The 13,215-nt window shown below is 67.2% G+C and carries 12 protein-coding genes; 6 read left to right on the top strand and 6 right to left on the bottom strand.

Annotated elements, in window-relative coordinates; translation table 11 throughout:
- Nucleotides 1–43: 43 nt before the first annotated feature.
- A complete protein-coding gene (locus tag IE277_RS16220; RefSeq protein ID WP_189952940.1) occupies nt 44–1,126 on the bottom strand; it encodes an inositol-3-phosphate synthase in 1,083 nt (360 codons plus the stop codon).
- 44 nt (nt 1,127–1,170) lie between these two features.
- On the bottom strand, nt 1,171–1,845 hold the full coding sequence (locus IE277_RS16215; RefSeq protein ID WP_189952938.1) for a PadR family transcriptional regulator: 675 nt from the start codon (nt 1,843–1,845) through the stop codon (nt 1,171–1,173).
- Nucleotides 1,846–2,241: 396 nt separating this feature from the next.
- On the opposite strand from IE277_RS16215, the gene IE277_RS16210 reads away from it, so the two are divergent.
- Both IE277_RS16210 and IE277_RS16205 read left to right on the top strand, forming a co-directional pair.
- Nucleotides 2,242–4,971 (top strand): transglycosylase domain-containing protein, encoded by a 2,730-nt coding sequence (locus IE277_RS16210; protein ID WP_189952936.1) that lies wholly within the window; start codon nt 2,242–2,244, stop codon nt 4,969–4,971.
- A gap of 130 nt (nt 4,972–5,101) precedes the next feature.
- Nucleotides 5,102–6,634 carry a glycosyltransferase family 87 protein gene (locus IE277_RS16205; protein WP_189952934.1) on the top strand — a complete coding sequence of 511 codons (1,533 nt, stop codon included), beginning with the start codon at nt 5,102–5,104 and terminating at the stop codon, nt 6,632–6,634.
- Nucleotides 6,635–6,736: 102 nt separating this feature from the next.
- Here IE277_RS16205 and IE277_RS16200 read toward each other — a convergent pair whose 3' ends face one another.
- The 3 genes from IE277_RS16200 to IE277_RS16190 all read right to left on the bottom strand — a co-directional run bounded on the left by IE277_RS16200 (nt 6,737) and on the right by IE277_RS16190 (nt 9,469).
- Nucleotides 6,737–7,768: an alanine racemase gene (locus IE277_RS16200; RefSeq protein WP_189952932.1), complete on the bottom strand. Its 1,032-nt coding sequence runs from the start codon at nt 7,766–7,768 to the stop codon at nt 6,737–6,739.
- 83 nt (nt 7,769–7,851) lie between these two features.
- Nucleotides 7,852–8,973 (bottom strand): peptidoglycan bridge formation glycyltransferase FemX, encoded by a 1,122-nt coding sequence (gene femX / locus IE277_RS16195; RefSeq protein WP_189952930.1) that lies wholly within the window; start codon nt 8,971–8,973, stop codon nt 7,852–7,854.
- 178 nt (nt 8,974–9,151) lie between these two features.
- Complete coding sequence (locus IE277_RS16190; RefSeq protein ID WP_189952928.1) at nt 9,152–9,469, bottom strand: hypothetical protein; 318 nt, start codon at nt 9,467–9,469, stop codon at nt 9,152–9,154.
- Between the two features lie 272 nt (nt 9,470–9,741).
- On the opposite strand from IE277_RS16190, the gene rpsF reads away from it, so the two are divergent.
- From rpsF to rplI, 4 genes are all read left to right on the top strand, one after another.
- Complete coding sequence (rpsF, locus tag IE277_RS16185) at nt 9,742–10,032, top strand: 30S ribosomal protein S6 (RefSeq protein ID WP_094218672.1); 291 nt, start codon at nt 9,742–9,744, stop codon at nt 10,030–10,032.
- 79 nt (nt 10,033–10,111) lie between these two features.
- A complete protein-coding gene (locus tag IE277_RS16180; protein ID WP_189952927.1) occupies nt 10,112–10,702 on the top strand; it encodes a single-stranded DNA-binding protein in 591 nt (196 codons plus the stop codon).
- A gap of 78 nt (nt 10,703–10,780) precedes the next feature.
- On the top strand, nt 10,781–11,017 hold the full coding sequence (gene rpsR, locus IE277_RS16175) for a 30S ribosomal protein S18 (protein WP_003949403.1): 237 nt from the start codon (nt 10,781–10,783) through the stop codon (nt 11,015–11,017).
- 18 nt (nt 11,018–11,035) lie between these two features.
- Complete coding sequence (gene rplI, locus IE277_RS16170) at nt 11,036–11,482, top strand: 50S ribosomal protein L9 (RefSeq protein ID WP_189952925.1); 447 nt, start codon at nt 11,036–11,038, stop codon at nt 11,480–11,482.
- Nucleotides 11,483–11,604: 122 nt separating this feature from the next.
- Here the strand turns inward: rplI and IE277_RS16165 are convergent, their stop codons facing one another.
- Nucleotides 11,605–12,942, bottom strand: coding sequence for an MATE family efflux transporter (locus IE277_RS16165; protein ID WP_189952923.1), 1,338 nt, complete (start codon nt 12,940–12,942; stop codon nt 11,605–11,607).
- Nucleotides 12,943–13,215: the final 273 nt, after the last annotated feature.

The following is a 13,215-nucleotide window of genomic DNA, read 5'->3' as shown; positions in this document are numbered from 1 at the left end:
CCTTCACAGCCCTGGCAGGAGCGTTCTCGTGCGCTGTGTCGAGCTAGCGCTCGACGTCACCGCGGATGAACTTCTCGACGTTCTCGCGGGCCTCGTCGTCGAAGTACTGAACCGGCGGGGACTTCATGAAGTAGGACGACGCCGACAGGATCGGGCCGCCGATGCCGCGGTCCTTGGCGATCTTCGCGGCGCGCAGGGCGTCGATGATGACACCCGCGGAGTTCGGGGAGTCCCAGACCTCGAGCTTGTACTCCAGGTTCAGCGGGACGTCACCGAAGGCGCGGCCCTCGAGGCGGACGTAGGCCCACTTGCGGTCGTCCAGCCAGGCCACGTAGTCGGACGGGCCGATGTGGACGTTCTTCTCGCCGAGGTCCCGGTCGGGGATCTGGGAGGTGACGGCCTGTGTCTTGGAGATCTTCTTGGACTCCAGGCGGTCGCGCTCCAGCATGTTCTTGAAGTCCATGTTGCCGCCGACGTTCAGCTGCATCGTGCGGTCCAGGATGACACCGCGGTCCTCGAACAGCTTCGCCATGACGCGGTGCGTGATGGTGGCGCCGACCTGGGACTTGATGTCGTCACCGACGATCGGCACACCGGCCTCGGTGAACTTGTCCGCCCACTCCTTGGTGCCGGCGATGAAGACCGGGAGGGCGTTGACGAAGGCGACCTTGGCGTCGATGGCGCACTGGGCGTAGAACTTCGCCGCGTCCTCGGAACCGACCGGCAGGTAGCAGACGAGAACGTCGACCTGCTTGTCCTTCAGGACCTGAACGACGTCGACCGGCTCGGCGTCGGACTCCTCGATGGTCTCGCGGTAGTACTTGCCGAGGCCGTCGAGGGTGTGGCCGCGCTGGACGGTGACACCGGAGGTGGGCACGTCGCAGATCTTGATGGTGTTGTTCTCGGAGGCGCCGATCGCGTCCGCGAGGTCGAGGCCGACCTTCTTGGCGTCGACGTCGAACGCGGCGACGAACTCGATGTCGCGCACGTGGTAGTCACCGAACTGCACATGCATCAGGCCGGGCACCTTGGACGCCGGGTCGGCGTCCTTGTAGTACTCGACTCCCTGCACCAGCGACGCGGCGCAGTTGCCCACGCCGACGACGGCTACGCGAACCGAACCCATTCCGGTTGCTCCCTGTGTGTACGAGTGAGGCCCTGAGGTGGGACTCACGTGGCGGTGTCGCCGGGCGTATCCGTACCGGAGGTGTCTCCGGTACGGGGCAGGCCGCCCGTCGATCCAGTGGTGGTGTCCGGAGCGGACCCCCCGGAAGCGGAACCCTTCAGGTCCCGTCCGGCCCGCTCGCTCTCGATGAGCTCGTTCAGCCAGCGCACTTCGCGCTCCACGGACTCCATCCCGTGGCGCTGGAGCTCAAGTGTGTAGTCGTCGAGGCGCTCCCGCGTGCGTGCCAGGGAGGCGCGCATCTTCTCCAGGCGCTCCTCCAGCCGGCTGCGCCGGCCCTCCAGTACACGCATGCGCACATCGCGTGACGTCTGCCCGAAGAAGGCGAAGCGTGCGGCGAAGTGTTCGTCCTCGTACGCGTCGGGACCCGTCTGCGAGAGCAGCTGCTCGAAGTGCTCCTTACCTTCTGCCGTCAATCGGTACACGATCTTCGCTCGGCGTCCGGCGAGGGGAGCGGCGTCCTCGTGAGTGCTGCCCGGTTCCTCGATCAACCAGCCGTTGGCGACCAGCGTCTTGAGGCAGGGGTAGAGGGTCCCGTAGCTGAAGGCCCGGAACACACCCAGGGACGTATTGAGTCGTTTGCGCAGCTCATAGCCGTGCATCGGGGACTCTCGCAGCAGGCCGAGCACGGCGAACTCGAGGATGCCGGAACGTCGGCTCATCGTCGCCTCCTCTCGGTCCCGCTGGTCGCTCCCGCGGGTCTCGCAGTGCTTCTCAGCATCTTTATCTCGCGCTGATGTATCGACTCGATACATCACGACGATAGAACGGCCTTGCGCAGGCGACAAGAGGGACTGTGGTGAACGGGGTCACATCACCGATTCATACGATGCAAGTTGCCTGTTTTGGGGTGAACTTCTGGGCTCGGCGGGTTTTGGCGGTGCGTAGTCTGTGCGGCATGCAGACCACCGGGAACCAAGTGACGCCTCGGGGGCGTCGTCGTCCCCGGTGCAGTACGGGTGAATGCAGCACCGACCACATCCGTACTTCGGGGGGACCGGAAAACAGCCGCCGTTCCAGGCGCGCACGGGTGCGCCTGCCCGAGGAGTAATCGTTCGATGAGCGAGCACCGTCGCAAACCGCCGCAGCCGCAGGGAGGCGGACGTGCCGCGGCCCGACGCGGCCAATCCGGTTCGTCCCCCGGTCGCCGCGCGGCACCGCGAGGCGCCACCGGGTCCCCAACCGACTCCTATGGGTCCAGTTCCCAAGGGCCGGACTCCAGCGGTCCCGGAGGTGAGGAGCGTCCCTACGGCGGCCGTGCAGAGGCCCGCCGGGCGTCACAGAGAGGCGGCCGCCGCAGAGGCGCAGAGAACGCGGGCCCGTCCGGCCGGCGTGGTGGCCCCGGCGGCCCGTCCGGTCCCGGGCGCGGCAGGGGTCGTGCGTCGACGGCACCCGGCAAGAAGCGGTTCATCGACTATCCCAGGTCCGAGAAGTTCGGCTGGCGGCGCTGGGTCCCGTCATGGAAACTCGTGACCGGCCTGTTCGTCGGTTTCATCGGCAGCCTGGTGGCGGTGGCGGGCATCGGGTACGCCATGGTGAGCGTGCCGAACGTGGCGGACACCGCAACAGCGCAGAACAACGTCTACTACTGGTCCGACGGCTCGCAGATGGTCGCCACCGGCGGCGAGGCGAACCGCCAGATCGTCAACCTCGCGGAGATCCCCGAGGCGATGCGCTGGGCGGTGATCTCGCAGGAGAACAAGACCTTCTACACCGACAGCGGTGTCGACCCCACGGGCATCGCCCGAGCGATCTTCAACATGGCCACGGGCGGCCAGACGCAGGGTGGTTCCACCATCACCCAGCAGTACGTGAAGAACGCGCGACTGGACGACCAGTCGCAGACGGTCACCCGTAAGTTCAAGGAGATCTTCATCTCCATGAAGGTGGGCGCCACCGTCAAGAAGGACGACATCCTGGCGGGCTACCTGAACTCGGCGTACTACGGCCGTGGGGCCTACGGGATCGAAGCCGCGGCGCACGCGTACTTCAACAAGCGGGCCGTCGACCTGGATCCCGGCGAGTGCGCGTTCCTGTCGGCGATGCTGAAGGGCGCCACGTACTACGACCCGGCGGGCGCCACCTCCATCGATCCGAACGCCACGCCCGAGGCCAACCGCAGGCGGGCTCTGGCGCAGATGCAGGACACGCTCGACAAGATGGTCAAGTACGGCCATCTGAGCGCAGCCAAGCGGGCCGGGTACACCACCCTGCCGAAGGTGCAGAACCCCAGGGCGAACAGCCGGCTCAGCGGCCAGATCGGTTATCTGGTCGACCTCGCCAAGTCCTACCTGATCAACAACAGCGACAAGACCCACATCACCGCGACCGATCTGCAGAAGGGCGGCTACCGGATCTACACGACCTTCGACAAGAAGAAGGTCCAGCAGCTCGAGTCCGCGGTGAAGAAGGTCCAGAAGGCGAACATCAAGGAGAAGCTGCGGCCGAAGACGGACACCTACGTTCAGTTCGGCGGCGCCTCGGTGGATCCGACCTCGGGCGCCATCAAGGCCATCTACGGCGGTGATGACGCGACCAAGCACTTCACCGACAACGCCGACTCGACCGGCGCCCAGGTGGGATCGACGTTCAAGCCGTTCGTGCTGGCCTCGGCGATGCAGTGGGGCGTGCGGAACCCGGACGGCCCCGAGTCGCAGCCCCAGGACGCGCGCACGCAGATCTCCCCCAAGAGCCTGTACAGCGGACAGAACAAGCTCAAGATCAGGAAGTACGACCACACGGTCTGGACGGACAAGGACGGCAAGGAGTGGCTTCAGACCAACGACGGCGGTGAGTCCACGGGCTCCCCGCCCAACTACAAGATCGACCTGCGCCAGGCCATGCAGTACTCGGTCAACTCCGCGTACGTCCAGCTGGGCATGGATGTCGGCCTCGACAAGGTCAAGGAGTCCGCACTGTCCGCGGGCATCCTGGAGGGCAGCCTCGCCAGCTCGAACTACCCGTCGTTCTCGATCGGTACGTCCGACCCGAGCGCGATCCGCATGGCCGGCGCCTATGCCACTTTCGCGGCGAGTGGCAAGCAGAACGATCCGTACTCGGTCGACAGGGTCGAGAACAAGGACGGACTGCTCTACAGGCACAAGACGCAGGCCAAGGACGCCTTCACCCCGGCGGTGGCGAACAACGTCACCGACGTTCTCAAGACAGTGGTCGACAAGGGTACCGGCACCAACGCCCAGCTTCCGGGCCGCGACGTGGCGGGCAAGACCGGTACCACCGACGGGAACAAGTCCGCCTGGTTCGTCGGGTACACCCCGCAGCTGTCCACCGCGATCAGCATGTTCCGCCTGGACGACAACGCGAACAACAAGGCGCGGAAATTCCTGGAGATGTACGGAACAGGTGGCCAGGAGAAGATCCACGGTGCCTCGTTCCCGGCCGAGATCTGGCACGACTACATGTTCCAGGCGCTGCAGGGCCAGCCGGCCACGCCGTTCCCGGCGCCGGAACCCATCGGCACGGTGATCAACGCCGACCCGAGCCCGACGCCGACCCCGTCGGCCACCCCGAGTCAGACGCAGAGTCCGTCGCCGAGCCCGTCGCCCAGCCAGACGTCCTCGTCTCCGTCGCCGTCGTCAAGCGATACCTGCCAGTGGAGCTGGGGCAACCCCTGCAACGGCAACGGCGGCAACGGCAACGGCGGCAATGACACAGGCGGTACCGACGGAGGCACCACTCCGACGCCGACCGTCACGGATACGACCGGGGCCGGCGGTAGCACCCGTGGCAACGGCAACGGAGGCATCTTCGGAGGCCAGAACGGTTAGCCGCCGCCCCTGACCGGTTGGCGACCATTTCGTCCACCGAGGGTGTTTCACGTGAAACATGGGCCGCCGCACCCCACCAGGTGCGGCGGCCCTCGGCGTTTTGCTAGACAGGTACGGCAGGATGTGGCCCATGCCCAGTGCAGAGACGACGCCCGCGAGCATGCACGAGCCCGAGCCCGTGCGGCCCACCACGGCAGAACCGGTGCGCCCGACCAGCGAGGACGAGATCGCCAAGGCCGGCAGTGAGCTGATCGGCGGTCCCCTCGGGCGGCGCGCCCTGCTGGGGACCTCCTGGTGGACCCCGGTCAGGGTCGTCGCGCTCGTGGCGATCGGCATGTTCGCCCTCGGCCTGGTCCAGAAGGCACCCTGCTACAACAGCGCCTGGTTCTTCGGCGCGAGCAGTCAGTACACGCATGCCTGCTACTCGGACATCCCGCACCTCTACCAGGGCCGTGGGTTCGCCGATCATCTCGTGCCGTACTTCGACAAGCTCACGGGCGACATGGACTACCTCGAATACCCGGTGCTGACCGGAGTGTTCATGGAGGTGGCGTCCTGGATGACCCCGCACAGCGGCTCCATCCAGCACCAGGAGCAGTGGTACTGGTTCGTCAACGCCGGAATGCTGATGGTGTGCGCGGCCGTCATCGCCGTCTGCGTGGCCCGCACCCACCGCCGGCGCCCCTGGGACGGCCTGCTGGTCGCACTGGCTCCCGCCTTCGTGCTCACCGCGACCATCAACTGGGACCTGCTGGCCGTGGCGCTCACGGCCGCCGCGATGCTGATGTGGTCCCGGAGTCGTCCCGTCGCCTTCGGCGTCCTCCTGGGCCTCGCCACGGCCGCCAAGCTCTATCCCGTGTTCCTGCTCGCCCCGCTGCTCGTGCTGTGCTGGCGGGCCGGCAAGTGGCGGGAGTACGCCCAGGCCGTGGCCGGTACGGCGATCGCCTGGTTCCTGGTCAACGCGCCGGTGATGTTCTTCGCCTTCCAGGGCTGGTCGAAGTTCTATACGTTCAGCCAGGAGCGGGGCGTCGACTTCGGCTCGTTCTGGCTGGTGTGGGCACAGAACTCCGACAACCCGCCCAGCACCGGCTTTGTGAACACCGCCGCCATGGTGCTGGTGGTGCTGAGCTTCCTCGGCATCGCCACTCTGACGTTCACCGCCCCGCGCCGGCCGCGCTTCGCCCAGCTGGCCTTCCTGATCGTGGCGGCCTTCATCCTCACCAACAAGGTCTACTCCCCGCAGTACGTCCTGTGGCTGGTGCCGCTCGCGGCCCTTGCCCGGCCCAAGTGGCGGGACTTCCTGATCTGGCAGGCCTGCGAGGTGGCGTACTTCCTGGGCATCTGGATGTACCTCGCCTACACGACCAGCGGAGACGCCCACAAGGGCCTGCCGACGCACGGCTATCAATGGTCCATCGTGCTGCACCTGGTGGGCACGCTGTATCTGTGCGTGGTCGTCGTGCGGGACATCCTCATGCCGGAGCGGGACGTGGTGCGCCGGTCGGGCGACGACGACCCTTCGGGCGGGGTGCTCGACGGTGCGCCGGACGTCTTTGTGCTCGGCGCGGCAGCGCATCCGCCGCGGCACGCCGCCCACGCCGAAGCGCCTCAGGTGGACTGGGGCCGGCCGGTCCCGCCCTCCCCCGAGGGGCGTTCGCTCTGAGCGAACACTCTGTCGGAAGGTCATGCCGAAGGCCGTACACGAGCGATGCGTGTACGGCCTTCTCGCTGTCCTGGGCGGGACTCAGCCTGTCCTGGGCCGGACTCAGCGGTCCATGAGCCGGTCGAACTGCGTGGTGGTGTGCCGCAGATGGGCCACCAGTTCGTCGCCGACCTTCGGCTCCGGGGCGTCCGATGGGACGAACAGGATCGACACCTGCATGTGCGGCGGCTCGGCGAACCAGCGCTGCTTGCCGCCCCAGACGAACGGAGAAAGGTTCCGGTTGACCGTGGCGAGGCCGGCCCGTGCGACGCCCTTGGCGCGCGGCATGACGCCGTGCAGGGCCTTCGGGGCCTCCAGGCCCACCCCGTGGGACGTTCCGCCCGCCACGACCACCAGGAAGCCGTCCGAGGCCGCCTTCTGCTGCCGGTAGCCGAACCGGTCGCCCTTGGACACGCGCGTGACGTCCAGGACGGCACCGCGGTACTCGGTGGCCTCGTGGTCCCCCAGCCACAGCCGCGTACCGATGCGGGCGCGGAACCGGGTCTGCGGGAACTGCTGCTGGAGGCGGGCGAGTTCATCGGCCTTGAGATGGCTGACGAACATCGTGTGCAGCGGCAGCCGGGCCGCGCGCAGCCGGTCCATCCAGCCGATGACCTCCTCGACGGCGTCCGAGCCGTCGGTGCGGTCCAGCGGCAGATGGATGGCGAAGCCCTCCAGCCGGACATTCTCTATGGCCTGGTGCAGCTGGGGCAGGTCCTGCTCGCTGATGCCGTGGCGCTTCATCGAGGACATCACCTCGATGACCACCCGCGCGCCGACGAGGCCGTACACGCCGTCGATCGACGACACCGAGCGCACCACCCGGTCGGGCAGCGGTACGGGCTCCTCGCCGCGCCGGTACGGCGTCAGCACCAGCAGGTCACCGCCGAAGAAGTCCTTGATGCGTGCGGCCTCGTAGGTCGTGCCGACCGCGAGCAGGTCCGCGCCGAGCCGCGTGGCCTCCTCCGACAGCCGTTCGTGCCCGAAGCCGTAGCCGTTGCCCTTGCAGACCGGGACAAGGCCCGGGAACTGCTCGTGCACGTGCTTGTGGTGCGCCCGCCAGCGCGCGGTGTCGACGTAGAGCGTGAGCGCCATGGCCGGACCCGGAACCTTTCTCGTGGCTGCGGTGTATCTGAGAGGTGAAAGCTGTGAACCCTATGGAATCAAACGCCCGTGGCTCAGCGGCGTGACATGTAGATGTCGAGCGCCTTGTGGAGCAGCTTGTTCAGCGGGAAGTCCCATTCACCGAGGTACTCGGCAGCCTGCCCGCCGGTGCCGACCTTGAACTGGATGAGGCCGAAGAGGTGGTCGGTCTCGTCCAGCGAGTCGGAGATGCCGCGCAGGTCGTAGACGGTGGCGCCGAGCGCGTAGGCGTCGCGCAGCATCCGCCACTGCATCGCGTTCGAGGGCCGGACCTCCCGGCCGATGTTGTCGGAGGCGCCGTAGGAGTACCAGACGTGGCCGCCGACGATCAGCATGGTCGCCGCGGAGAGGTTCACACCGTTGTGGCGGGCGAAGTACAGCCGCATCCGGTTCGGGTCCTCGGTGTTGAGGGCCGACCACATGCGCTGGAAGTACGACAGCGGGCGGGGCCGGAAGTGGTCGCGCACCGCTGTGATCTCGTACAGCCGCTGCCACTCGGCCAGGTCCTGGTAGCCGCCCTGGACGACCTCGACGCCGGCCTTCTCGGCCTTCTTGATGTTGCGCCGCCACAGCTGGTTGAAGTTCTTGTGGACTTCTTCCAGGGAACGGTTCGCCAGCGGCACCTGGTAGACGTAGCGGGGCTGGACGTCGCCGAAGCCGGCGCCGCCGTCCTCGCCCTGCTGCCAGCCCATACGGCGCAGCTTGTCGGCCACCTCGAAGGCGCGCGGCTCGATGAAGTCGGCCTCCAGGTCGCGCAGGCGCTTGACGTCCTGGTCCTGGATGCCCTTCTTGATGGTCTCGGCGTTCCAGCGCCGGATGATCACCGGCGGGCCCATCTTCACGGAGAAGGCGCCCTGCTGCTTCAGATGGGCCAGCATCGGCTGGATCCAGTCGTCCAGATTCGGCGCGTACCAGTTGATGACCGGGCCCTCGGGGAGATAGGCGAGGTAGCGCTTGATCTTGGGCAGCTGGCGGTAGAGGACCAGGCCGGCACCGACCAGTTCGCCGGTGCGGTCGTCGAACCAGCCGAGGCTCTCCGAACGCCACTCCGCCTTCACATCGGCCCAGGCCGGGACCTGCATGTGGCTCGCCGACGGCAGGCTCTGGATGTAGGCCAGATGTTGCTCGCGGCTGATGGTCCTCAGGGTCAGGCTCATGTCGGGGCGCTCCTCGGGCTGGTGTGTCCCCATGGGTACAGGGGCTCCGGCTCTCGCGCCGAAGCCTACTGCGCCTTGTGCGCGCCTCGACTGGGCGTACGGCCTTGACCCCGGCCGACGGGCGGCCGGGGCGGCTCGTGGGGTGCGAAACGACGTCCGGCGGACGCCGTCCGGGGGGTCAGCTGCTGATGACTCCGCCGAACAGTCCGCCGTGCGCCATGCCGATCAGGAAACCGACCCCAGCGGCGCCGAGACCCAGGATCAGCACGAAGCGCTGTCGCGTGGTCACCGAGATCCACTGTCCGTAGATGCCGACGCCGAGGCCCACCAGGCCTGTCCACGAGGTCAGCAGATGGAGGCTGTGGAAGAAGGACGTGATGAAGGACAGCACGCCGAGGACGAACGTGGCCGCCATCAGGCTGTCCTGGAGCGGATGGGGCTTGCCGTCCGTGGCGAAGAGGGAACCGGCGGTGTTGGGATGCAATGCCTGTGCCATGGGCACCTCCTACGGAAAGCGGCGCATCGTAGCGCCGCGCACACCCGTCGTGTACAGATTGGCGGCCTTCACGGCCGGATTTCAACCGGAAGCGGGTGTGCGGGTAGTCTGTACCGTCTGCACCGGTGTCTGCTCAAGCCTGCCCAGGTAACACTGCGGGAACCCTCAGGGAGCCCCCATTGTCAGTGGTGGCCGATACCGTTGCGGACGCATCACAACCCTCCTGCCACGGAACGACCGTGGCCGCTGAGTCCAAAGGAGGTGGGTTCCACATGCGTCACTACGAGGTGATGGTCATCCTCGACCCCGATCTGGAGGAGCGCGCTGTCGCCCCCCTGATCGAGAACTTCCTCGCCGTCGTCCGTGAGGGCAACGGCAAGGTGGAGAAGGTCGACACCTGGGGCCGTCGTCGTCTCGCGTACGAGATCAAGAAGAAGCCCGAGGGCATCTACTCGGTCATCGACCTGCAGGCCGAGCCTGCGGTCGTGAAGGAGCTCGACCGCCAGATGAACCTGAACGAGTCGGTCCTCCGGACCAAGGTCCTCCGCCCCGAGACCCACTGAGTATTTCCCGCTCAGCTGATCTCGGGATTCGAGTAGCAACCAAGCAGCCAGAGCAGCAAACCCGCCGAGAGGTTCCCCCATGGCAGGCGAGACCGTCATCACGGTCATCGGCAATCTTGTCGACGACCCCGAGCTGCGCTTCACCCCGTCCGGTGCGGCAGTCGCGAAGTTCCGCGTCGCGTCCACTCCCCGCACCTTCGACCGCCAGACCAACGAGTGGAAGGACGGCGAGAGCCTCTTCCTGACCTGCTCGGTCTGGCGTCAGGCGGCGGAGAACGTCGCCGAGTCGCTCCAGCGAGGCATGCGCGTCATCGTGCAGGGCCGGCTGAAGCAGCGGTCCTACGAGGACCGTGAGGGCGTCAAGCGCACGGTCTACGAGCTGGACGTCGAGGAAGTCGGCCCCAGCCTGCGCAACGCCACGGCCAAGGTCACCAAGACCGCCGGTGGCGCGCGCGGTGGCCAGGGCGGTTACGGCGGCGGTGGCGGCCAGCAGGGCGGCGGCTGGGGTGGAAACTCCGGTGGCGGCCAGCAGGGTGGCGGCGCTCCTGCCGACGACCCGTGGGCGACCGGTGCTCCGGCCGGTGGCAACCAGGGCGGCGGCGGTGGCGGCGGCTGGGGTGGAAACTCCGGCGGCGGCGGTGGCGGCTACTCGGACGAGCCCCCCTTCTAGGCCTTCGGGCCCGGTGATCCGGGCCTGCGGTCGAGGGCGGGTCGTACCCAAACTTCTTGATCACACAGGAGAAACACCATGGCGAAGCCGCCTGTGCGCAAGCCTAAGAAGAAGGTCTGCGCTTTCTGCAAGGACAAGGTCACGTACGTGGACTACAAGGACACGAACATGCTGCGGAAGTTCATTTCCGACCGCGGCAAGATCCGTGCCCGTCGCGTGACCGGCAACTGCACGCAGCACCAGCGTGACGTCGCCACGGCCGTCAAGAACAGCCGTGAGATGGCGCTGCTGCCCTACACCTCCACCGCGCGATAAGGGAAGGGTGACCGACACATGAAGATCATCCTCACCCACGAGGTCTCCGGCCTCGGCGCCGCGGGCGACGTCGTCGACGTCAAGGACGGTTACGCTCGCAACTACCTGATCCCGCGGAAGTTCGCTATCCGCTGGACCAAGGGTGGCGAGAAGGACGTCGAGCAGATCCGTCGTGCTCGCAAGATCCACGAGATCCAGACCATCGAGCAGGCCAACCAGATCAAGGCCCAGCTTGAGGGCGTGAAGGTCCGTCTGGCCGTCCGCTCCGGCGACGCCGGTCGTCTCTTCGGTTCCGTCACCCCGGCCGACATCGCCTCCGCGATCAAGGCTTCCGGTGGCCCCGAGGTGGACAAGCGTCGTATCGAGCTGTCTTCCCCGATCAAGACGCTGGGCGCCCACGAGACGTCCGTGCGTCTGCACCCCGAGGTTGCCGCCAAGGTCAACATCGAGGTCATCGCGGCCTGATCGCCGCGTGATCGCTGTGCTCGTTTGAGCCAGTGAAAGGGGCCGCACCCTCGCGAGGGTGCGGCCCCTTTCACATGGCCGAAGTGGCCACCGGCGCATGTTTCACGTGAAACGGCTCCGCGTCAGCGGGTGGCACCGGTGACGATCCAGCGGCCCGAGCGGGTGCGCAGCCACAGGGTGAGCATGCGGATGGTCATCATCAGTGTCATCGTGGCCCACAGTGCGGTCAGCCCACCGCCGAGCGTGGGCACGAGCAGGGCGACCGGGGCGAACACCGTGAGGGTGACGACCATGGCCCCGGCCAGATACGGTCCGTCGCCGGCGCCCATCAGGACTCCGTCGAGCACGAAGACGATGCCGCAGACGGGCTGTGAGAGCGCCACCATCAGCAGTGCGGGCACGGCGGCGTCCTTGACCATGGAGTCACTTGTGAACAGTGGAAGGAAGAGCGGCCGGGCGGCCACGACGAGCAGCCCGAGGAGCACACCGGTCGCGATGCCCCACTGGACCATGCGGCGACAGGCCTCACGGGCACCCTGGGTGTCGTTTGCGCCGAGATAGCGGCCGATGATGGCCTGTCCCGCGATCGCTATCGCGTCGAGTGCGAAGGCGAGCAGGCTCCACAGGGACAGGATGATCTGGTGAGCGGCGATATCGGCGTCGCCCATCCGTGCTGCGACTGCCGTGGCGATCATCAGGATCGCCCGCAGTGACAGGGTGCGGACCAGGAGCGGAACGCCTGCCTGCGCCGAGGCCCGGATGCCGGCGGCGTCCGGGCGGAGGGAAGCTCCGTGCCGACGGGCCCCGCGTACGACGACGGTCAGATAGACGGCAGCCATGCCGCACTGCGCGATGACCGTGCCCCAGGCCGAGCCGGCGATGCCGAGTCCGGCGCCGTAGACGAGTCCCGCATTGAGGGCGCCGTTGGCGACGAAGCCTCCTATGGCGACGTAGAGCGGCGTCCTGGTGTCCTGCAGTCCGCGGAGCACTCCCGTCGCGGCGAGGACCATGAGCATGGCCGGGATGCCCAACGCGGAGATCCGCAGATACGTCGTGGCGTAAGGGGCCGCGGTCGCGGAGGCGCCGAAGAGGTCCACGATGCCGGGGGCCAGTGGAAGGACGACGGCGATCACGCCGATGCCGAGGAGCAGTGCCAGCCAGATACCGTCCATGCCCTGGCGAATGGCCGCTTGCAGATGGCCGGCTCCGACGCGTCGGGCCACGGCGGCGGTGGTGGCGTAGGCGAGGAAGACGAAGACACTCACCGCGGTGGTGAGGAGGGCGGAGGCGATGCCGAGGCCGGCGAGCTGAGCGGTCCCGAGGTGGCCGATGATGGCACTGTCGGCCATGACGAAGAGAGGCTCGGCGACAAGCGCGCCGAAGGCCGGGACGGCCAGCGCGACGATCTCTCTGTCGTGCCGCCGGCGGGTGGCCTTGGGTATCGCGAGAGCCTGTGTCATGGGCGCTAATCTAATCGTCCACAGGTAAGCGATGCAAGCGGTGAATGACCCTTACTTTGTCTCTCGGGCTGTGTCCTCTCGCGCACCGTTCGAAGCGATCTTTGTCCTGTCGGGGAAGTTTTTCTTCTGCACAGCCGGTGGATGGTAAACATGCAGGTCAGATGGGTCTGACTGGTTGGATCGAGGGCTTGTTCACAGCACTGTCCACCGAGTCGTGCACAGGTTTAGGCGAGTTCTCCACAGCATCCGGGCCGTCGTCCACATGGCCTGTGG

The organism is Streptomyces alanosinicus (assembly GCF_014650595.1).
GTDB classification, from domain to species: Bacteria; Actinomycetota; Actinomycetes; order Streptomycetales; family Streptomycetaceae; genus Streptomyces; species Streptomyces alanosinicus.
This window is presented reverse-complemented; position numbering and strand designations above follow the sequence as displayed.